Here is a 21,162-nt window from a genome sequence, read left to right on the forward strand (position 1 = left end):
TGACCGGAAGGGTTTTCGTGCCCTGGAGAAATTCCAGGAAGCGCTCCCGGCACTCCTGGTTGAGTTTCCAGAACGGGATCCTCAGTTTGGGGTCACTCACCACCTCTGCTAATACATCCTCTCTGGACACGTGGAAAGGTTTCCAGTTCCCCTGCATATTCATTGTTTCGTTTTGTTTCAATTTTCCTCCTTTTCCGCTTCCGTGGACAAAAAGGCGCCGCAGACGGCAGGACATGCTGGTAGGTATCTGTCCACTTTCTGCAATTTTATTTTCTTTTTTAATCCGGGAAATATTGGCGGGAACCCGCCGGAACGTTTCCGAAATTATCTGATGGGCTTAATGTAGCATATCCCCTCACCAGGTGCAAGGCCCTGGATGAAAAAATATGAGATCTATAAATATGACAGATGATAGAAACGGCAAATATATAAACTCAAAAAATATATAAACACCGGATACAGAAACGCAAAATATGGCCGGGAAAGCCTGGCATCCCGGAGCAGTCCCGATTCTCCACACTTTCCTGACCGTATATCATCCAAACATTTTCTTTACCAGTTCACTTTTATCCGTCACGTTTTTCGGCATATACCTCCGGATCACCTGCTGGGAGGAAGCGAACCCCATCAGCTCCGCGATCATGTCCGAGCTGGCTCCGGCACGAACTGCCCGGATCGCATAGGTATCCCGGAGCATGCGCGGCGTTACGGAACCCATGCCGCAGGCCTGCGCCCGGCGCATCAGCACAGCCCGCATCCGGTCCATGCGCACGGGCTTTTTCTCAGAGCCGCCCAGCACAAAGCCGTCCGGTTCCCCGCGGTATTCCCGCTTTACCTGTTCCAGCTGCTCCGCAATAAAGTCAGGTACCGGCACTTCCCGCCTTTTCCTTCCGCTTAATGCTTCCAGTTCATAATGACGTTCTTCCGCGCCTCCGGTCCCCAGCTCTCTCTTCACGGCGACGAAATATTCCAGGCGAAGTCTCCTTCTTTCCAGGTCCACGTCCCTCCAGCGCAGCGCCGCCGCCTCGCTCAGCGAGATCCCGGTATAAAGCACCAACCGGAACCCGAGCCCGATGGGGTACCCTTCTTCATCCTGGTAAGCAGACAGCTCCGGTTCCAGTATCCGCACCTGTTCCTCGCTCAGCCATTCCTGCCGTTCCCATACGTTTCTGCCCTGGAGGGTCCAGGACGGCCCGATGCAGGGATTGCGGTCGATCAGACCGGACTTCTGCGCGTCCTTCATGCACCCGCTTAGTACAGACAGGGTGTTGCGCACGGTTCCTTCCGTCATATGACCGTTCTGCGTCCCGGCCAGGGGCATGCTCTCCAGCCCCCGGAGCCATCCGGAGACTGCCTCTTCCGTCAGGTCTTCCAGCTTCCGGTCTCCCAGGGCAGGCAGGATATGCCGCTCCATAGTCTCCGCGTACATGCGGATCGTGGTCTCCTTCACCACATGGGGCAGTACGCTGCGGAGCCATACATACACCCAGTCTTCCAGCGTAACGATCCTGGAGGTATCACCCTTCTGGAAAGCTTCCCTCTTCGCTTCCAGCGCTCCGTCATACTGGCGCTCCAGGTAGTCTCCTTTTCCCGGACGGATCCGGTCGCAGCCGCAGCTTTTTACCTTGCCGTTTTTCAGGTCTCTGGTGGCAATGCTCTTTTCCCTGCCGCAGTCGCAGCGGCAGATGACTTTCTGGAGTGTCGTGTGATTATCCAAATCTTCCGCGATGACCGTCAGTTTTCCAAACCGTTTCCCTATCATTTTATCAGCCGTAGAACGAATGCAGCCGCAGCTTTTCCTGCGGCCGCTTTTCAGCAGATATCCTTCTACCCTGCAGGTATTGCCGCAGTCGCAGCGGCACTCCCAGAGTGCCACCCGCTGTCTGCCGGCCTGGCCGTAACCGGCGAATCCGGTCACCACCAGTTTTCCAAATCGTTCCCCGGTAATATCCCTACCGGTCCTCGACATTCGTATCCTGCTCCTTTCCGCGGTGATATCCTGCCGCCAGGATCAGCACCACCAGGGAGACCACGGCCAGGAATATCCACAGCGTCAGGTTGGCGCTGTCGCCGGTCTTCGGTGTGGACACTGCGCTGGTCTGGGATACGGGCGTCGCCGTCCCGGAGCTTTCTCCGTCGGAATCGTCCCCGCCGCCTCCGCTGCTCCCGCTGCCGCGGTAGCTGTTCTCAAAGCGGATCGTATCCGTCTTCTCCGTGCTGTCTCCTTTCACTGCCCAGAGCTCCGCGCTCAGGCCTCCGTCCTCCGCGTTCGTCACGCGGACTGTCACCTGGTATGCCGCGGTGTCATAAGTACACCGGGAATGTCCCATATCCTTCTGGGTGATCCGGTATGTATAATCTCCGGGTACCGTATAAGTGATCGGCCCGAACAGCCTCTCGCTCGCTCCCAGCATGCTCAGTGTCGTCTCCGCGGGCATGGGCGCGCCTTCCGTCACTGCTTCCAGTACCACCTGGTATTCCGCGTCCTTCGGGATCGACCGTCCGGATACGGCTACCTCCACCGGGATCGATACCGATCCGGTACTCCCCGCTGCCCGCGCCGGAACCAGCAGCACGGCAAACAGAACCGGAAGGAGCAGCAGCGCGCAGAACTTCTCGATCTTCTGAATCATCTTCATCTCAGGCACCTCCTTCCTGTATTTCATTCATCGGGTCCAGCCGGCCGAATACGATCACCCGGCCGTTGGTCTCCGCCTCCGCGCAGGTGGACAGCCCGATGATCCGGTCGTCTTCCGTCATGCCGATGTCCCGGTACTGTGCCGCCTGTTCTTCTATATAATCCAGCAGCGCACCCGTCCCTTCCCCGTTTACCGCAGAAATATTATAAATCTGCTGGTCATAGGCGTCCGCCTCCACACAGGCGAACAAAGTGATCGAATACGTGCTGTCCGGCAGGTACAGAGTACCTGCCGTATGTTCCTCAAAATACGTCCGGTCCGTGAATTCCACTACGTCTCCGAACATGGCCCCGTTATCCATATGGTGTCCATATACCAGCGTATACGGATCGGAAAAATCCGGACTGTTCTGGCTGGCCATGAAGATGGCTCCGGACAGGGCAAAATCCCCATACACGTCCTTATTCACATACTCCATGTCCGTTTCCCCCTGGACCACCGGATAATCGATGTGCGTGCCGTCCACCGTCAGCCAGGCCCGCACGTCCGGGTTGATCTGCTGCAGCTCGGCAAGCGTGGGATTCCCCGCCTCCGTGCTGTCTCCGGAGGGTTTAAACTGCAGGAGGTCGTTGGAAACGAACGCGCCCCGGTACACTGCCCAGGTGTCCCAGAGGGAGTACGCCCCGTACACGAACATCAGGGCGATTAAAAGCAGGGCAATGAAGCTGATGAGCCGGTTGCCGGCCCTGGCAAGTCTGGCGGCTGCTCCCATGGGGTCCTCCTTACACTGTCTGTGGTATGTCCGGCCTGCAAGGGGCAGGCCGGGGCATGTGGTTGTCAGTTACATCAGTTATCATTCACTGTGATTAATTGATTCATTACAAGTAAAATATGTATCTTCGGTTATCGGGTTATGTAACCGTATCCGTATATCCGTCGGCAAATGGAATGCTTAGGAAAACGCTGGTTTAATCAGCATGTCCTTAGAATTCGCTGTGTCTTCTGCGCAGGAACAGGAACGCAACGCCTGCTGCCGCGACTACCATGATAGCGTAGGGCGCGATGGTCATGGCGATGCCGGTGGGGGTGGAAGCAGTCTTGTCGTTGGTGTATACAACAGACACATCAGCATTGATGCCATCCTCTTCTTCGACCGTCAGGCCTCCATTCAAATTATACGTTACTTCATCGACAGTTGCCGTAGTGGTATAACCCTCTTTCGTACCATAGCTTTCTACAATCGTGTATGTATCTTTTGCGCTCAGGCCATAGATGGTAATCGACTCATTATTGCCAAGGGTAACAACGGTACCCTCGTTATCTCCGATTATTCTATCTTCCTCCCCTTGTTGTCTGAGAACAAATTTGTCGTTAACATTATCGGCATTGATCGTAACTGTAAAATCAAATTCATCGTTTAGATTTGCCACGTTTCCGGTGATTTTTTTGGTAAGTGTCAAATCGTATACAGTATCTTCTCCACTTTCATCCTTACCATATTTATTTGTGAAACTGTCATCTTTATATGCAGAAGCTTCAGGATTCTCTCCAGCATTTACCAACATAACATAGGCAACTTCACGATCAGGTATTTTATCATTATTTTCATCGATATAATTTCCGTCCTGATCAAGTTTATTTTGAATATAAACGTAAAGGTCTTTTGCTTCAGTGCTGTAGGTGACTCCGTCATACGGATTTGTGCTATCCTCTGCAACGGAATATTTATAAATACCAGGCGCATTATACATACTAAGGTTAACTTTAAATGTAGCCTTCTCATCTTCTGTACGATCCACAGTCGGTACCGTCGTACCCGGATCAAAATTAGCGCCTACAGTTTGTTCTATATCTCCCGTTGTACCTGCCTGGACCGGGATGTCACCAATTGTCTGTTCTCCAACATTTGTAGCTCCAGTAATCGTGAAACCGAACGTTACATCCGGAGTCATGATATAAGCCGGAATCTTCAGATGCTTGGTGATAGTAAAAGTATCGCCCGTAGAATAAACATACTCCGATTCCGCCGGATCACCCTGTTGTGCAAACGCTGTCATCCCTACCATGGATACCATCATTGCTCCTGCCATCACGGCTGCCGCCAGCCGGCGGGAAATGTTTTTGTGTTGATGTTTCATAACATTCTTCCTCTCTTTTTCTTTTTATAGGTTTGCCTTTCGGCTGTGTATCGGCGGTTTCCCGCCTCTATCTCAGGAAAATCTGCGGACAATTCATGCCGACATATCCAGTCTCCGTACCTTTCCTGTGATATTCTTTAAATGTTCCTCTTATAACCCGGACCTCCGGATCACGGTAATCACTTTGCCTTTGATCTCGTCCCGGCTCACCGGGCCAAAGTACCGGCTATCCCGGGCTCCTTCCCGGTAATCGCAGAGGATAAAGTATTCTCCCTCCGCCATCGTCACCGGATAGTCAGGTCCATTCTCATACCGGGGCGTGGAATAATAGATGTCCGTTTCCAGGACAGTGCTTCCGTTTACCACCAACGTTGCTTCTTCCGTCACTTCCACGGTGTCCCCGCCGCGGGCGACCACGCGTCCCACGTACTGTTCCCCGTCCTTCTGGAATACCATCACGTCGCCGCTGACGTAATCATCGGCGAGCCGGTAGTACAGGAGCAGATCCCCTGCGGAGATGCGCGGGGACATGTCGTCATCCGCCATGGGCGTGACTCCGAACACGAAGCCGAACAGCAGCGCCAGCAGCACCGCCATGGCGGCCAGCCTGGTAATAAAGGAGACGATATCCTCCGCGTCCGCGCACCGTCTGCGTTTCCGGCGGATCACTTCCTCCGGGGTAACAGGCACGCTGCCTGCCCTGCTGCCTCGTTTGCCGTGCCGCTTTATCTTTTCCCCACGGCTTTGGTTTCTTTTCTTCACCGGTTTCCCGGGACTGTCTCCCCTGCCCGCCGTGGCAGGAGGCTTGTCCCTGACAACCGGACATTTATGTTCAGCCATGGGCATCACCGCCGCCCTTCCGGTCTTTTACCCTTGCCAGCGCCTGGCCGCGTTCATCGATCAGCGCCTGGTAGTAGGCAGCCTGCTCGTCATAGACCAGCTGATAGGTACGCTGGAGATTTTCTATCTGCCTCCATACATCTGCCTCATCCACGCCGCCGAATATCTTTCTGCGAAACTTCATATTGGAAAGTAAATCTGCAATATTCTGCATAGTACGCATGACAATCACCTATCGCGTCGACGGCTGATATGATAAATAAAGAAGCCTCCGAGTAATACCAGTCCCGTAACTGCAGCAATTGCGGTCATCAGAACGAACGGCGTATTGTTTTGGTTTAATCCGGTAGGTACACCTGTATCAAGTGAATTTATGACTGTCACATTTGTGTCCTTTGTTATACTACCTGACGCATTTGATTCATTAGACCAGCTTGTATCATCCACAGTGATTCGAGCCGTATAATCACCTCTAGTCTCGTTAACCATGCAATAATATCCGTGCGGGATCTCAATTGTCATTTTTTGGTTGTCACTCAACGTAAATGCTGCTGTTTCCCCGTTAAAGGACAGATAAAATCCATCATCTTCAACATTTCCCGTAAAACGTTTGGCAGTTGCTGCAATTTTTACATACTCATCCTCAGTTATCTCTTCCGAGACAGCTGATGAAGTCTTTTTGATTGTCAATGTAAAATTAAATTTCTCAGATGTATTGCCAAGATTCCCTTTAACTTCTTTACCGACAGTCAGCACTTTATCCTGATGCTTGTAAACATTCACAATACCGACCAAGCCTCCCGAGGCTGCTACAGTCGTACTTCTAGGTCCATCATTACTAACATACCCATAGTCCCCCACCTCGTCAGGAAAATCGGATTCATCTGTTTTTTCTGAAACGTTATAACTACCCAACGGAAGGTCTTCAACGGTTGCACTGCCCACTCCATTCTCATCTGTCTGAATCATTACTTCCTTGACAATATCTGTATTTTCAGAATTTTTTCCCTGAATTATAAATGTAAATTCTTTTCCGTTAAACACGCTCAAATCTGCATCTTCATCGCCCTCAATCACAATCTGTTTGCAAATCTCCAGATCCGCTTCAGCGGGCGTATATATGTTTGTAAATGATAATATATTATCAACCGTTGACGAAAGCGGCGGCGTTGTCTGCGAAGGGGTATTTGTCGTAACATTATATCCTTCCGGCGCTGAACAGTTTTCTTCCACTACATAAGTTTTTCCCACTGTCAGTCCTGTCACTTCCGCACTGTAAGTGCCGTCGCTATTCAACTGAAGAACTATGTTATTCTTTACAATCGTATTACCATCCTTGATCGTAAAAGTAATCAAACTAGCCGCAGCCTCTTTCTCTTCCGGAGTTTCCAAACCCCCGAAGTCCTTTTTAATGATCAAACTGGTAGATGGAACCTGTACAACAGGCATGGGATATTCCACTGAATGGCTGTTAATCGGCGTTGTATAAGTCAGCATCGCCTCACCGTCAACATTGGAATAGAAACCGTTCTCTCCAGCAAACGTTCCCGTATCTGGTTCGCCGATCATACCCGACGGATAACCGGTCGCCGCATATTCTGTAAAAGCCTTTTCTGTTGGCACGATTTCCAAATGTAGCTCATATGTATAACCCGGAAGTAACGAATATGTATCCATGAATTCGCATTTCAAAGTCTTCGTGGCGGAATCATAACTGATTTCCTTAATAACATTGCCAACATTTTCTGCATCGTATCTGTCGGTAACAATTTCTCCATCCACAGTATGTTTGACCAACAAATAAGGTTCGGCTCCGACCGGTGCTTCCACATATGAGGTCAATATGTCTTCAATCATGACATCCGTCATCGAAAGTGAAGTAATCTGTGCCTGTATTTTTTCAAAGCTTTCTACCAAGTCATCTGAATCAGTTGCTGTGAATCCCCAAAAATTTTCATTGTCTTCAGAGGCACCGGTCGCCTCGCGAACTGCATTTCTTACAAGATCCAAATAAGTATCCGCACTACTTTCATTGCCCACTCGGATTGTAAAAAATCCATTTACAAAGTCATAATTTCCAGCTTCTTCTACTGCATTACCAATATCATCCGGCTGTGTGTAATTTCCACCTCCCGTCTGACTGCCATTACCTGTATAATGAAATGTTGGCTGTCCGTCAGAAAGAAATACCACATATTTCACTGCATCTGGCCGAGATTCAATAATAGCTGCACGCCCTGATAACAGCCCCGCCTCATAGTTTGTTCCACCATAACTATGTTGATTTGCTGCATCAAACACTTGTGAAGCATCATTGGTCCAACTCAAACGCATAATACCGTCGTTATAATATTGTGTATCCGCTATAGAATCGCTAAATGTGACAACAGAGAAACGGGCATCCAGGTTTGTATTATTTGCCAACGCAGTTGCCAATGTCTGCGCCTGATCAGCTACAATATACTGATACGATTGATAGCTCTGAGTTTTAGGGTAATACGTCTGATCCGCCATACTACCCGACTGATCCACAATAAAAAGGACATCTACCTTTTGATTCTCTGTTGCGGTACCAACTGATCCTGAAACCGTCAACGCAAGATCATAAGTTTTCCCATCATCGTTTGTGACTGCCGCTTTAGAGTATGTTGGCTCAGGCTCATATACTTCTGTACTGTTTTCATCTGAACGGCGGTAAATCAGCTCCAGGGAATCCCCTTCATCGCCCTCGTTATCTCTTGTATAAACTCCCGTTTCTCCTGGGAAAACACTGTCGTAAAAACGAACTTTATCATTTTTTGCCAAACCATCCAACCCATCTTCTATCCACTCAACAGAGCTGACCGGATGTCGTTCTCCATTTTTAATAATCAGAGTCGCATTACGAAATACGTACTCCTCTCCATTTATTAAAATAGTCTGGATTCCATTCTCTGTAACAATCTCTTCAAAGGATATTCGCTCGTTATAAGTTAGTTGATAGGAAAGATTATAGCTGTCAGAAACATTCAGTTCATTCCCATCTGTATCCACAATCGTAAATTTAATTTCTTCTATCACATCCTGACCGATGAGTTTATCTTGTATCCAAGTGATTGTAAATGTCGAAAACGACTTCACATCAAACTCCGCCACCACTGCTGGATTCTCAATGCCGTTTTCCACTGTGTCTGCCACATCATCCAGTTCACTCAGCAGTGCTACGTCTTCGGACACTTCTGCTTTCTCAGCAGCAGCATCGCTCAATGCTACCACACCGTCCACTTCATCAGAAGTTGTGGCGGTCGCAACTGTTTCAACTGTAACAGATGCATCTCCATCCTCAGCCAGATGATGTACCGTCAGAGTGCTTGCATCGATATTTTCAGGAAGCGCCTCTTCCGAAAGTTCAAAACGCACGGATACCGGCACTGCAGGCTCAATCTCTTCTTTCGTATCTTCATCCGTGAAATAAACATCCAGGGCGATCATGCCGTCAAAAACGGTCTCTGTCTGCTCTTCCACCGCTGCGGCTGCCTTGCCCAGTTCTTCTTCATCCGTAACAGCATCTGCATGCAGCACCGGTGTAATATCCCCATCAAAAGCATCTTCCGGCACTTCAACAAATACTTTAACCGTCTGTCCGTCATGTGCCGTTTCTGCCATATAAGTAGTTGCCGCAGTGTCTTCAGCGTCTTCTGCTGCGTCGGTTTTACCCCCGGCATCTTCTGTCTCTCCGTCACCAGTCTCTCCCGTCACCACATCACTCTGCTCTGTCCCATCCGTACCGCTCTCCCCGGTCTCTGTCTCCGTCCCGGTTCCTTCGCTTCCGTTCCCATCCGTCTCAGTCCCGGGCGCGATTGTAGTTCCATCTGTTCCATCATCAGCAGCTTCCGTGGTTCCGTCTGTCACATCTCCTTCAGTCTCGCCGCTCTCACCGGTCGTGGTATCACCGGTTCCGGCCGCCCCTTCTGTTCCTTCCGTACCGCTGGCAGGTGTCTCGCTTCCGGGTACAGTCGTCCCTTCTGCTCCTTCCGTACCGCTGCCGGATGTCTCAGTCCCGGTTCCGGCCGTCTCGGTCCCGTCGGTTCCGGTCGCATCCGCAGCGCCGCCGGTCTCGGTACCTGTCCCGGTCCCGTCTCCGGGCACAGTCGCCGTATCTTCACCGGAGCCTTCGTCCCCGACGCTTGTAACTGCTGTGTCTTCTTCCACAGACACATCCGTGTTCTCAGTCTCTTCCCCGGCAGCCGGCTCCGTCTCTCCGCCTGCTCCCGTGTCCTCCTGGACATTCGTGGCGCTTGCGGATACGAAAAGCTCTTCACTGTCCACTACAGACAACATCAGAGTCAGCGCAAGCAGCACTGCCAGGAATCTCTTCGCTTTCTTCCACATAATGCATTCTCCCCGTCTGTTAGATTCGGATACTGCTGCCTGCACTACTTAATGTTTATTCTGTGGTGATTATGGGCAGGGACGTCTGCCGGACCGGGCCTGCCCGGGAAACATTTCCGCAGAAAAGCGCGTATAAACGCGCAAAAACCAGGCCGATGGGAACGGCGGATGCCCATCGGTCTGGTTTGCGTGTCTTTCTTCCGGTATTCCTTCAAAAACAGGGATTTTTTTGCGGGAATATCCTTGCACTTATAGAAATACCCTGCTATAATAATTTCAAATGTAGTACATTTTTATGTAAGTACGGATCGCTGTCATACACATAATAAACATTAAGTTATGTGTATTTTTTTATGCCATTCACACGACCAGCCCCAGTGCGGCGATCCGCCTGGACTGCTCTTCCCCGCTTACCATGGTATAGATCCTGGTCGTATCGATGCTGGAATGTCCCAGCAGGTCCGCCAGATGGGACAGGTCTTTTTCTTTTTTATAATAAGTGCACGCGAACAGGTGCCTCAGGTTATGGGGAAATACTTTCTCCCTGCTCACTCCCGCTTTTTCACACAACGCTTTCATCTCGTGCCAGATATTGCTCCGGTCCAGGGGCCGTCCTCTTCTCGTGACGAACAGGCTCCCCTTTTGGATATTTCTTTCTTTCATATATTTTTTCAGGACGCGGCACAATGGCGCCGGCAGCAGCACAGTCCGGACTTTTCCTTTCAGGGTGACCTTCGCCCGGCCTTCCTTTACTGCCTCCGCCGTTATGAAACGCAGTTCGCTCACACGGATGCCCGTGGCGCAGATCGTCTGCATCAGGTAATACAGTCTCTGGTCCTTTTTCTCTCCCGCGGCGAACAGCAGGCGGAGGTATTCTTCCCTGGACAGCTCTTTCTCCCGGCTCCGGAAAGATACTTTCTGTATCTTCAGCAGTTTTACCACACAGTCATACCATCCCTGTTCTTTCAGAAAACGGTTCAGCGCGACCAGCATGGAATTGACGCTGGCAGGAGCATACTTTTCGATCAGGTACTGCTTGTATTCCATCACCTTCTCCTTGTCCACCGGGGCGTCCTGCACAAAAGAGAAGAACACATCCACATCGTGTATATATTTCCCGATCGTGGCCCTGCTCCTCTCTTCTTCCGCCAGCTGCGCCTGAAAGCGCGGGATCATGCTTCGTTCCAGATTATGTTTCATTTTCGTCTCCTTCCTGTCTGTCCCGGATACTGTGCCGGGAAAACATTCTCATTATGTCCACATCCGATCTCAGTATACCCTCCCTATATTTTTTGCACAAATGCAGTAAACACATTTTTATATTTGCATTATTGATTATCTTCTTTTCTTCATTTATATATCCCGCCCCGCGGCACAAAAAAAGCGTCCACCCCTGCGCTGGGAATGGACGCAAAAACTCCCCGGTCCTGAAACCGGGGAGTCACTCTTCCAGTCTCTGAAGTCTATCCTACCAGCCGATCAGCCAGGAATAGATTCCTTCATATTTGTAGCGGGACGCATCCCAGGAGAAGTCTTTCTGCATTCCTCTTGCGACCATCTCGTCCCACTCTTTGCGGTGCACGAAATAGGTGTATTTCGCGTAATTGATCACTTCCATCATGTCCCAGGGATTGTAATTTCCGAAGGAGAAGCCGTCTCCGGTGCCTTCGTACTCGTTGTACGCCTGTACCGTATCCTTCAGGCCCCCGGTCTCACGGACGATGGGCACCGTGCCGTAACGGAAGGAGATCAGCTGGGTCAGTCCGCAGGGCTCGAACGCGGAAGGCATCAGGAACGCGTCCGCGGCCGCGTACAGCTTATGGGACAGTTCATCCGCATAGTAGATGTTCGCGGAAACTTTATCCGGATACTTCCATGCATAGTGGCGGAACATGTTCTCGTACCGCTCGTCGCCGGTGCCGATCACCACGAACTGGGTATTGTCGTCCACGATCTGTTCCATCACTTCCGCGATCAGATCCAGGCCCTTCTGGTCTGTCAGACGTGAGATCAGCCCGATCATCATCTTGCCCTCGTCCACCGTCAGTCCCAGTTCTTCCTGGAGCGCTCGCTTATTGGCCGCCTTGCCTTTATGGAAATTCTTGAGCGTATAATTCTTGCTGATCTTCTGGTCCGTCTCCGGATTCCAGATATCATAGTCGATGCCGTTCACGATACCTCGCAGGTCCATATGTCTCGCTGACAGCAGTCCGTCCAGACCCTCGCCGTACTGCGGCGTCTGGATCTCATACGCATAGGTCTCGCTGACCGTCGTGATATAATCCGCGTAGACCAGCCCGCCCTTGAGCATATTGGCGTCTCTTTTGTACTCCAGCTTGTCCGGCGTGAAGACATAGTCCGGAAGGCCGGTCAGCCCCTGCATGGTCTCGATATCCCAGATACCCTGGAAACGCAGGTTATGGATCGTCATGATCGTCTTGATCCCCCGGTAAAATTCTCCCGCCGCAAATTCCGTCTTCAGATAAACCGGGATCAGACCGGTCTGCCAGTCATGGCAGTGGATCAGATCCGGGCGGAAACCGATAACCGGGAGGATCGACAGTACCGCCTTGTCAAAGAACGCGAATTTTTCAATATCTGTACGGAAGTCCCCATAAGGTTTGGATCCTCCGAAATATACCAGATTGTCGATAAAATAATAAGTAACCCCTTCATACTCATACGTCATGATCCCCACATGCGCGCCGGGATTGTAACTTCCTGTCCCCATATAGAAGTGAGTGATATACTTGAAATTATTCCGGAAATGATCCGGGATACAAGTATAATTCGGGATCACCACCCGAACGTCCCACTCTTCCTTGTTAAACCCCTTCGGCAGCGCCCCGCATACGTCGGCAAGTCCGCCTGTCTTGACAAATGGCACACACTCAGACGCTGCAAACAATATTTTCTTCATAATATGAGTTTCCTCCCATAAGAAATATTTTGATAATCTAATGATATCATATTATAAGAGATTTCAAAAGCCTATTTTCTCGATTTTTTCTTGAAAAACGTGCATATTTATGTATAATGGTAAAAGTGGCTTTTTAATATGAATCAATTTAATATGAGGAAATTCTATGATAAGTGCAAACAACATAACTCTGCGTCTGGGCAAGAAAGCCCTGTTTGAAGATGTCAATATCAAATTTACAGAAGGAAACTGCTACGGCCTGATCGGCGCCAACGGCGCGGGCAAGTCCACGTTCCTGAAGATTCTGTCCGGCGAACTGGAATCCACCAGCGGCGAAATCGTCATCACTCCGGGACAGCGTCTTTCCTTCCTGAAACAGGATCATTTCCAGTACGACGAATATCCGGTTCTGGATACCGTCATCATGGGAAATGAACGCCTGTATCAGATCATGAAAGAAAAAGAGGCGATCTACGCCAAAGAAGATTTCACCGACGAAGACGGCATCCGCGCCAGCGAACTGGAAGCGGAATTCGCCGATATGAACGGCTGGGAAGCCGAGTCCGACGCGGCGACGCTGCTTAACGGACTGGGTATCGAGACAGATTACCATTATTCCATGATGAAAGACCTGACCGGCGCGCAGAAGGTGAAAGTCCTGCTGGCGCAGGCACTGTTCGGCAACCCGGACATCCTGCTCCTCGACGAGCCTACCAACCACCTGGATCTGGACGCCATCGCGTGGCTGGAAGAGTTCCTGATCAATTTTGAGAATACCGTGATCGTGGTCTCCCACGACCGTTATTTCCTGAATAAAGTCTGTACGCATATCGCGGACATCGACTACGGCAAGATCCAGCTCTATGCCGGAAACTATGACTTCTGGTATGAGTCCAGCCAGCTTCTGATCCGTCAGATGAAGGAAGCGAATAAGAAGAAGGAAGAAAAGATCAAAGAGCTGCAGGAATTCATCTCCCGCTTCTCCGCCAACGCTTCCAAATCCAGGCAGGCGACATCCAGAAAGAAGGCTCTGGAGAAGATCCAGCTGGAAGAGATCCGTCCTTCCAGCCGTAAATATCCGTATATTGACTTCCGTCCCAACCGGGAGATCGGCAACGAAGTGCTGACCGTAGAGGGTATCTCCAAGACCATCGACGGCGTCAAGGTGCTGGACAACGTCTCCTTCATCATGGGACATGACGACAAGATCGCCTTCGTGGGCAGCAATGAGTTCGCGAAGACTACGTTGTTCCGCATCCTTGCGGGAGAGATCGAACCGGATGAGGGGACCTACAAATGGGGCGTCACCACCTCCCAGGCGTACTTCCCGAAGGACAATACCAGGGAATTTGACAACGACGATACCATCGTAGACTGGCTGACCCAGTATTCCGAAATCAAGGACGCCACTTACGTGCGCGGTTTCCTGGGCCGGATGCTCTTCGCGGGCGAAGACGGCATGAAGAAAGTGCGCGTGCTCTCCGGAGGAGAGAAGGTACGGTGCATGCTCAGCAAGCTGATGATCTCCGGAGCCAACGTGCTGATCCTTGACGAGCCTACGGACCACCTGGACATGGAGTCCATCACTGCCCTGAACAACGGATTGATCAAATTTCCGGGAGTGCTTCTGTTCTCCTCCCGCGACCATCAGATTGTCCAGACCACCGCGAACCGGATCATCGAGATTATGCCGAACGGCTCAATCATCGACAAGATCACTACCTACGACGAATATCTGGCAAGCGATGAAATGGCGAGAAAACGTACCGTCTATAATACCAATAAAGAGGAAGAAGAAGATAATTGACAGACAGCCTGCTTCCGGTACAACGCTGTACCACGGGGGCAGGTTTCTGTTGTTTTTAGAGAAGGAGGAAAAGTTATGAATCAAATTGTGGAAATCATCAATTTCATTGACAACGCCATCTGGGGCTGGCCCATGATCATTCTGCTTTTGGGCACACATCTCTTCATGACCGTCCGCACCGGATTCATCCAGCGCAAAATCGGCACCGCCATTCGTCTTTCCGTAACCAAAGACACAGATGCGGAAGGAGAAGTCAGTCAGTTCGGCGCCCTGACCACCGCGCTCGCGTCCACCATCGGTACCGGAAACATCATCGGCGTGGGTACGGCGATCGCCCTGGGAGGCCCCGGCGCTGTATTCTGGTGCTGGCTGACCGGTGTGTTCGGCATCGCCACCAAATATGCCGAATCCCTGATCGCCGTCAAATACCGGGTCAAGACGCCGGACGGACGTATGCAGGGAGGCGCCATGTACGCCCTGGAGCGCGGCCTGAATATGAAATGGCTGGGCATCCTGTTCGCTTTCTTCGGAGCATTCGCTTCCTTTGGTATCGGCTGCGCCACCCAGGTAAATGCCATCGCTACCGTATGCCAGGAAAATCTGCATATTCCCATGTGGGCAGCGGGCGTCGTTGTGGCGGTATTTACTTCGCTGGTTATCTTTGGCGGGATTAAATCCATCGCCAACGTATGCGAAAAACTGGTTCCTTTCATGGCCATCTTCTATGTGCTGGGATGTCTCATTATCCTGGGCATCAACTACGACTTTATTATTCCGGCGCTGCAGACTATCATTACGCTGGCGTTCAAACCCGGAGCCGCCGCCGGAGGTCTGGTCGGAGGAGGCATTATGCTTGCTCTTCACTACGGAGTCGCCCGCGGTCTGTTTTCCAATGAATCCGGCATGGGTTCCGCTCCTATCGCCGCCGCCGCTGCGCAGACCCGCAACCCGGTACGTCAGGCGCTGGTCTCATCCACCGGTACTTTCTGGGATACTGTGGTCGTATGCGCCATGACCGGTATGGTGCTTGTTACCAGTATCATGAAAAATCCCGGCATCGACGTCTCCAACATCGACAACGGCGGCGTACTGACCACGCTGGCTTTTGACCAGATTCCGTACATCGGACCGGTGATCCTTGTTCTGGGCCTGGTTCTCTTCGCGTTCTCCACCGTCCTTGGCTGGGCCTACTACGGAGAACGCTGTGTTGAATACTGCATGGGCAAAAAAGCGCTGATCCCCTACCGGGTACTCTACATACTGGTGGCGGCCATCGCTCCGGTCGTAGCTCTGGATCTTGTATGGACCATCGCGGATATTCTGAACGCCCTGATGGCCGTGCCGAACCTGATCGCAGTCCTTCTGCTGTCTCCGGTCATTGTCAAAGAAACAAAGAAATATCTGAACGATCTGGATGCCAAACACCACGAAGAAGTACCCACGATCGAACGCTGATGACAAAGACGCCTGCGCAGTTCCTTATGGAAACTGTACAGGCGTCTTTCATCATAACCCTCTTTGTTCTCTGAAGCGCCGGATCTCTTCCAGGGCCTCCTGCATGATCCGGTCCCCTTTCGCCATCCCGTAATCACGGGTGTCCACCGCAAGAACCGGTATCTGCTCCGGCACACGCTCCCGGATATTCGACAGGGCGCAGCGGACCTGCGGACCCACCAGGACAATATCCGCATCTTCCTGATCTTCGTCAAGCCCTGCCAGAGACGCGATGATAACATCCGCATCTATCAGATTGGCACGGCACCATGCCAGCATACGGTCTTTCAGAATGCTGGCGGAACTTCCGGAATAGCATACCAGTATTATCTTCATTCTGACTCTTCCCTCTTTCGCAGCGCTGTCTGTTTATTCCTGCGTATTATATCCGTCCGGATTCTGCGACTGCCATCTCCAGGAATCCGCGCACATCTCTTCGATGCCGTACTGAGCGGTCCATCCCAGCTCATTCTTTGCTTTCGTAGGATCACAGTAACAGGTGGCGATATCCCCTGCCCGGCGGGGCTTGATCTCATACGGAAGTTCTTTGCCGCAGGCTTTTCCAAACGCCGCGATCACCTGAAGCACGCTGTAGCCATGGCCTGTGCCCAGATTGTAGATCAGCACGTCTTTCTGATCTTCCTTGAACTTCTCCAGCGCCTTCACATGGCCCTTTGCCAGATCCACCACATGGATATAGTCGCGCACTCCTGTGCCGTCCGGCGTATTATAGTCATTTCCAAACACGCCCACACATTTCAGCTTGCCGATCGCCACCTGCGCCACATAAGGAAGCAGATTGTTGGGAATGCCTTTCGGATCTTCGCCGATCAGCCCTGACGGATGTGCTCCGATGGGGTTGAAATAACGAAGCAGGATTACCTTCCATTCAGGATCTGCCCGGTGGATATCCATCAGCACCTGTTCCAGCATGGTCTTGGTCTGTCCGTATGGATTGGTAGGATTCTGTTTTGGGCAATTCTCCGTGATGGGGATCTCTACAGGATCACCGTACACGGTGGCGGAAGAACTGAAGATAATATTTTTCACGCCATATTTTCTCATCGTATCGCAGAGGAGAAGTGTTCCGGTCATATTGTTATGATAATATTCAATCGGCTTCGCCACAGACTCTCCAACTGCTTTGTATCCCGCGAAATGAATCACCGCGTCCGGCTTCTCCGCCTCAAATATGCGGTCGACCGCCGGCTGATCCAGAAGATCCGCTTCATAGAACTTCAGATCTTTTCCCGTGATCTGGCGGACACGATCCAGTGCTTTCGGACTGGCGTTATACAGGTTGTCCACAACAACGACTTCATATCCCTCATTTAATAATTCCACACAAGTATGGCTGCCGATATACCCGGCGCCACCGGTTACCAGTATCTTCATCTTCCTTTACCCTTTCTGAAAAAAGTTTTATGTATTCAGTGTAGCACACTTTATCTGCAATGGCAAATCTTCTTGACGCTTTCTCAAAATTCTCGTATTCTGATACCAGAATATAAACTATATTGCGCAGGAGGAAATAAAACGTGAAAAATCAATTATTTGAAGAAGCAAAACGTTCCGATACCCTGAGCCGCAGGCTCATTGACAATCTGCTGGAATCCATGCAGTACAGCAGTATTTCTTTTATCAACTGGACCATTGATGTTCTGAGAATTCTGCGTACCAGAATCGAACGGGGCGACAAGATCCATGACGAGGTGTCCGGTGTCCTGTATACGAAAAAGTCCTTTCAGGAATTTGTAAAAAAGAATTTTTCTTCCTATATCTACAGCCAGGTCTTTTCCGACCCGAAAAAAGCAGAAAAAGTCTATTTCACACTGGAAGCATGTGAAGGGGGCTACAATCTGGTCATCGCGCCTTCCTCCAAAGAAAAAACCTATCGCTGGATCTCCAGTCTCAGCGAGCGCTTTTCCCTGGTAGAGATGATCGCCACCGGCATCGTCTATATCAAGGACATCCGGAACAATTCCTATATGCCCTTCCTCTCCCAGAACGGAAAATACTGCCGTTACGATGAACAGGCCGGGAAGATACTGGAAATATAATCAGAGAATTCCGCTGCCGTCAAAAGCCGGGATAAAGCTCTCGCCCACACAGCCGCCTTCCTGGATATACGCCTGCGTCATACCCAGGAATCTGGCATAGTCCACGACTTCATGATATTCTTCTTCAGTCACGGTACGGTTCAGTTCCGGATATGCCGCTACTTGGGAGAGCGGTGTATACTGGCTCAGGATACTCACATAGATCTTATTTCCATAAGTATCCCACAGATATTCCAGCACGTCTTTGCTGTCAGAAACGCAGCCGGGAAGCACCAGATGGCGCACGATCACGCCCCGGATCATCATGCCGCGCGGGTCGAATACCGGATCTTTGGCCTGCCTCACCATCTCCCGAAGAGCGAGATCTGCCCATACAGGATAATCTTCCGCGTTAGAATACCTCCGGGCCAGATCCGCGCTCCGGTATTTCATGTCCGGAAGCCAGATATCTACAAGTCCCTCCAGACGCTTCAGGGTATCCGGTTTCTCATATCCGCCCGTATTGTATACAACCGGGATTTTTAAGCCCTGTTCTTTTGCCAGTACCAGCGCCGGGATCACTTCTTCCAGAAAGTGCCCCGCCGTCACCAGATTGATATTATTGGCGCCCTGGCTCTGAAGCTTCAGGCAGATACCTGCCAGCTGCTCCCTGCTTACCGCTTTGCCTGCCTTTCCCCGGGAAATTTCATGATTTTGACAAAATACACAGCGAAGCGCGCAGCCGGAGAAAAATACCGCCCCGGATCCCTCTGTTCCGGACAGGCAGGGCTCCTCCCAGTAATGCAGTGCGGCACGCGCCGCGCGGATCTCTGGTCCCATGCCGCAGTATCCCGTCTGTCCGGACGCACGGTCTGCTCCGCATTCTCTCGGGCACAACGTACATGCCCTGTTTTTCTTATATTTCTCCATTCTGCATCCTTTCTTTTCCGTACCCCGGATTACTCTTTTTGTCCTCTTGAAGAATTTCTCTGTCGGACGTATACTACAGACAGAAACTAAATGTATAAGATAAAGGAGATATTATGAAAGAGAAAAAAGATCTGATCCGATACGCAATCCTCTGCATTGTCGTTCTGTTTCTGGTGATCCACTACTGGGATCTGGCCATGGCCTGGATCGGTACCTTTCTGAGAGCTACACAGCCGCTGCTGGCCGGCTGCATCATCGCTTATATTTTAAATCTGATCATGAGTTTTTACGAGCGCAACCTGCTGAAGAGCCCGAAGATGCGCTTCACGCTGAAACGCAGCGCTTCGATCTGTCTCTCTATTGTAACCCTGGTGCTGATCCTGTCCCTGATCGTCAATATGGTTCTGCCGGAGCTGCGCTCCTGTATTGACGTGCTGCTGTCCAGTATTCCTGCCGCTTATAATCTGGTTGTGGATTTTCTGGATCAGTATCCGGAACTGACGGAACAGTTCCCGGAATTATTCAGCACGCAGATAAACATACAGAACGTACGCAATATTCTGGAACAGTTTTTCTCCTGGCTCAGTTCCGGAGTAGGCGCCAGTGTATTTGGATACATCAGTTCCTTTTTCTCAGTGATCATCAATTCCTTCGTGTCCTTGATCTTCGCTATCTATTTTCTGGCCTGCAAAGAATGGCTGGGGCGGCAGTTTAACCGTCTGCTGGATACCTACATTCAGATGCCGGTAATCAAAAAAAGGTTCTTTTACGTGATGGACACACTAAACAACAGCTTTCACCGCTTCATTGTAGGGCAGTGTACAGAAGCGGTGATCCTCGGGACTCTGTGTATCATCGGCATGATGATCTTCCGTTTTCCCTATGCGGTCATGATCGGGGTACTCATCGGCGCTACCGCGCTGATCCCCATCTTCGGGGCATATATAGGAGGGGCGGTAGGTTTCATCATGATCGTCACCGTATCGCCGATCAAAGCTCTTTTCTTCGTGCTTTTTCTGGTGGTTCTCCAGCAGCTGGAAGGGCAGCTCATCTATCCCCGTGTGGTCGGTTCTTCCATCGGACTGCCCGGCATCCTGGTCTTCTCGGCAGTTACGGTTGGAGCTTCCCTGTTCGGGATCGCAGGCGTGCTGTTGGGGATTCCTCTGATGGCAGCCGCCTACCAGATCCTGAAGGATGATCTGCGCGCAAGAGAAAAGCCGGTGAAAAAAGAAGAGGCTTAGGAATATTCCACGCTCAGAAGCGTCAGCCCCTCCGGCGGCATCAGACGGCCTGCGTCTGCCCGGCTGCCCGATTTCAGAAGCAGATCCATCTCTTCCGGGCTCCGCAGACCCAGTCCTACTTCTACCAGTGTCCCGGTCAGGATACGTACCATATGATAGAGGAAGCCGTCTCCGGTAAAACAGATCCGGATCGCGGCTTCTTTTTGTTCAATGCGGATCTCATCCAGACGCCGGACTGTAGATTTCTTAAACCGTCGGGGATTCAGTGAAGAAAATGCCAGAAAGTCATGTTCCCCGCACAGATGCCCTGCCGCTTTCCGCATCCGCTCCACATCCAGCGGTTCCTCGATCCGGGTCATGAAGCGGCGTCCGAATACATTGGGGATCTCGGAATTCCAGATCGTATAGACATAGGTTTTGCGCACCGCGTTCAGCCGGGCGTGGAAACGGGGCGCCGCTTCCTCCACAGACAGCACGGCGATGTCTTCCGGCAGATACCGGTTCATATAGCCGCGGATCTCCTGCGGACTCATGCTGACCTTGCAGCGAAAACTGATCACCTGCCCGGCGGCATGCACTCCTCCGTCCGTTCTGCCGGAGCCGTGGACTTCCACCGGTTCTCCGGCCATCCGGCCAAGCAGAGTCTCTAATTTCCCCTGGATCGTCTGATCTGTATTGCCCTGTACCTGCCAGCCCCGGTAACGGGTCCCTTCATATTGTATAACAGCTTTATAATTCATGAA

At 51.1% G+C, this 21,162-nt stretch carries 18 protein-coding genes; 4 read left to right on the forward strand and 14 right to left on the reverse strand.

Features of this window, described 5'->3' with window-relative positions; genetic code table 11:
* The 10 genes from B5F29_RS13775 to glgA form a co-directional block, all read right to left on the reverse strand.
* On the reverse strand, positions 1–181 hold a 181-nt coding region (locus tag B5F29_RS13775; protein ID WP_143449164.1), incomplete at its 3' end, for a hypothetical protein.
* A 354-nt stretch (positions 182–535) separates the two neighbouring features.
* The gene (locus B5F29_RS13780) at positions 536–1,969 is read right to left on the reverse strand and encodes a tyrosine-type recombinase/integrase (RefSeq protein WP_087155202.1); all 1,434 of its coding nucleotides are present in this window, start codon (positions 1,967–1,969) and stop codon (positions 536–538) included.
* A complete protein-coding gene (locus B5F29_RS13785; RefSeq protein WP_162608441.1) occupies positions 1,953–2,639 on the reverse strand; it encodes a Spy0128 family protein in 687 nt (228 codons plus the stop codon). The genes B5F29_RS13780 and B5F29_RS13785 overlap by 17 nt, the downstream gene beginning before the upstream one ends.
* A gap of 1 nt (position 2,640) precedes the next feature.
* The gene (gene srtB / locus B5F29_RS13790) at positions 2,641–3,411 is read right to left on the reverse strand and encodes a class B sortase (protein ID WP_087155204.1); all 771 of its coding nucleotides are present in this window, start codon (positions 3,409–3,411) and stop codon (positions 2,641–2,643) included.
* 211 nt (positions 3,412–3,622) lie between these two features.
* Positions 3,623–4,777, reverse strand: coding sequence for a QVPTGV class sortase B protein-sorting domain-containing protein (locus B5F29_RS13795; protein ID WP_087155205.1), 1,155 nt, complete (start codon positions 4,775–4,777; stop codon positions 3,623–3,625).
* 150 nt (positions 4,778–4,927) lie between these two features.
* Positions 4,928–5,617 carry a signal peptidase I gene (lepB, locus tag B5F29_RS16890; RefSeq protein WP_242955677.1) on the reverse strand — a complete coding sequence of 230 codons (690 nt, stop codon included), beginning with the start codon at positions 5,615–5,617 and terminating at the stop codon, positions 4,928–4,930.
* Positions 5,610–5,840, reverse strand: coding sequence for a hypothetical protein (locus tag B5F29_RS13805; RefSeq protein WP_087155206.1), 231 nt, complete (start codon positions 5,838–5,840; stop codon positions 5,610–5,612). Before B5F29_RS13805 ends, lepB begins: the two co-directional genes overlap by 8 nt.
* Before the next feature lie 5 nt (positions 5,841–5,845).
* Complete coding sequence (locus tag B5F29_RS13810; protein WP_087155207.1) at positions 5,846–9,988, reverse strand: DUF7604 domain-containing protein; 4,143 nt, start codon at positions 9,986–9,988, stop codon at positions 5,846–5,848.
* 360 nt (positions 9,989–10,348) lie between these two features.
* Positions 10,349–11,188, reverse strand: a complete 840-nt coding sequence (locus tag B5F29_RS13815; protein WP_087155208.1) for a tyrosine-type recombinase/integrase — start codon at positions 11,186–11,188, stop codon at positions 10,349–10,351.
* Between the two features lie 268 nt (positions 11,189–11,456).
* The gene (glgA, locus tag B5F29_RS13825) at positions 11,457–12,908 is read right to left on the reverse strand and encodes a glycogen synthase GlgA (protein WP_087155210.1); all 1,452 of its coding nucleotides are present in this window, start codon (positions 12,906–12,908) and stop codon (positions 11,457–11,459) included.
* 166 nt (positions 12,909–13,074) lie between these two features.
* Between glgA and B5F29_RS13830 the strand changes: the two genes are divergently transcribed.
* The gene (locus B5F29_RS13830) at positions 13,075–14,715 is read left to right on the forward strand and encodes an ABC-F family ATP-binding cassette domain-containing protein (protein WP_087155211.1); all 1,641 of its coding nucleotides are present in this window, start codon (positions 13,075–13,077) and stop codon (positions 14,713–14,715) included.
* Between the two features lie 75 nt (positions 14,716–14,790).
* Positions 14,791–16,170, forward strand: coding sequence for an alanine/glycine:cation symporter family protein (locus tag B5F29_RS13835; RefSeq protein WP_087155212.1), 1,380 nt, complete (start codon positions 14,791–14,793; stop codon positions 16,168–16,170).
* Positions 16,171–16,221: 51 nt separating this feature from the next.
* Here B5F29_RS13835 and B5F29_RS13840 read toward each other — a convergent pair whose 3' ends face one another.
* Complete coding sequence (locus tag B5F29_RS13840; protein WP_087155213.1) at positions 16,222–16,545, reverse strand: PTS sugar transporter subunit IIB; 324 nt, start codon at positions 16,543–16,545, stop codon at positions 16,222–16,224.
* A 33-nt stretch (positions 16,546–16,578) separates the two neighbouring features.
* Entirely contained in the window at positions 16,579–17,604 is a 1,026-nt protein-coding gene (gene galE, locus B5F29_RS13845) for a UDP-glucose 4-epimerase GalE (protein ID WP_087155214.1), read from the reverse strand.
* Between the two features lie 143 nt (positions 17,605–17,747).
* Here galE and B5F29_RS13850 point away from each other — a divergent pair, with 143 nt between their 5' ends.
* Positions 17,748–18,269, forward strand: coding sequence for a hypothetical protein (locus B5F29_RS13850; RefSeq protein WP_087155215.1), 522 nt, complete (start codon positions 17,748–17,750; stop codon positions 18,267–18,269).
* Here the strand turns inward: B5F29_RS13850 and B5F29_RS13855 are convergent, their stop codons facing one another.
* The gene (locus B5F29_RS13855) at positions 18,270–19,178 is read right to left on the reverse strand and encodes a radical SAM protein (RefSeq protein WP_087155216.1); all 909 of its coding nucleotides are present in this window, start codon (positions 19,176–19,178) and stop codon (positions 18,270–18,272) included.
* Between the two features lie 113 nt (positions 19,179–19,291).
* Between B5F29_RS13855 and B5F29_RS13860 the strand changes: the two genes are divergently transcribed.
* Positions 19,292–20,419 carry an AI-2E family transporter gene (locus tag B5F29_RS13860; protein ID WP_087155217.1) on the forward strand — a complete coding sequence of 376 codons (1,128 nt, stop codon included), beginning with the start codon at positions 19,292–19,294 and terminating at the stop codon, positions 20,417–20,419.
* Here the strand turns inward: B5F29_RS13860 and truA are convergent.
* Positions 20,416–21,159 carry a tRNA pseudouridine(38-40) synthase TruA gene (gene truA / locus B5F29_RS13865; protein WP_087155218.1) on the reverse strand — a complete coding sequence of 248 codons (744 nt, stop codon included), beginning with the start codon at positions 21,157–21,159 and terminating at the stop codon, positions 20,416–20,418. The genes B5F29_RS13860 and truA overlap by 4 nt on opposite strands.
* Positions 21,160–21,162: the final 3 nt, after the last annotated feature.

This window comes from Lachnoclostridium sp. An196 (assembly GCF_002160135.1).
In the GTDB taxonomy this organism is placed as follows: domain Bacteria; phylum Bacillota; class Clostridia; order Lachnospirales; family Lachnospiraceae; genus Hominiventricola; species Hominiventricola avistercoris.

Excerpts from the sequence above, each read along its gene's own strand:
- B5F29_RS13780 (WP_087155202.1), bottom strand. The coding sequence starts at position 1,969 with ATGTCGAGGACCGGTAGGGATATTACCGGGGAACGATTTGGAAAACTG.
- B5F29_RS13785 (WP_162608441.1), bottom strand. The coding sequence starts at position 2,639 with ATGAAGATGATTCAGAAGATCGAGAAGTTCTGCGCGCTGCTGCTCCTT.
- srtB (WP_087155204.1), bottom strand. The coding sequence starts at position 3,411 with ATGGGAGCAGCCGCCAGACTTGCCAGGGCCGGCAACCGGCTCATCAGC.
- B5F29_RS13795 (WP_087155205.1), bottom strand. The coding sequence starts at position 4,777 with ATGAAACATCAACACAAAAACATTTCCCGCCGGCTGGCGGCAGCCGTG.
- lepB (WP_242955677.1), bottom strand. The coding sequence starts at position 5,617 with ATGGCTGAACATAAATGTCCGGTTGTCAGGGACAAGCCTCCTGCCACG.
- B5F29_RS13805 (WP_087155206.1), bottom strand. The coding sequence starts at position 5,840 with ATGCGTACTATGCAGAATATTGCAGATTTACTTTCCAATATGAAGTTT.
- B5F29_RS13810 (WP_087155207.1), bottom strand. The coding sequence starts at position 9,988 with ATGTGGAAGAAAGCGAAGAGATTCCTGGCAGTGCTGCTTGCGCTGACT.
- B5F29_RS13815 (WP_087155208.1), bottom strand. The coding sequence starts at position 11,188 with ATGAAACATAATCTGGAACGAAGCATGATCCCGCGCTTTCAGGCGCAG.
- glgA (WP_087155210.1), bottom strand. The coding sequence starts at position 12,908 with ATGAAGAAAATATTGTTTGCAGCGTCTGAGTGTGTGCCATTTGTCAAG.
- B5F29_RS13830 (WP_087155211.1), top strand. The coding sequence starts at position 13,075 with ATGATAAGTGCAAACAACATAACTCTGCGTCTGGGCAAGAAAGCCCTG.
- B5F29_RS13835 (WP_087155212.1), top strand. The coding sequence starts at position 14,791 with ATGAATCAAATTGTGGAAATCATCAATTTCATTGACAACGCCATCTGG.
- B5F29_RS13840 (WP_087155213.1), bottom strand. The coding sequence starts at position 16,545 with ATGAAGATAATACTGGTATGCTATTCCGGAAGTTCCGCCAGCATTCTG.
- galE (WP_087155214.1), bottom strand. The coding sequence starts at position 17,604 with ATGAAGATACTGGTAACCGGTGGCGCCGGGTATATCGGCAGCCATACT.
- B5F29_RS13855 (WP_087155216.1), bottom strand. The coding sequence starts at position 19,178 with ATGGAGAAATATAAGAAAAACAGGGCATGTACGTTGTGCCCGAGAGAA.
- B5F29_RS13860 (WP_087155217.1), top strand. The coding sequence starts at position 19,292 with ATGAAAGAGAAAAAAGATCTGATCCGATACGCAATCCTCTGCATTGTC.
- truA (WP_087155218.1), bottom strand. The coding sequence starts at position 21,159 with ATGAATTATAAAGCTGTTATACAATATGAAGGGACCCGTTACCGGGGC.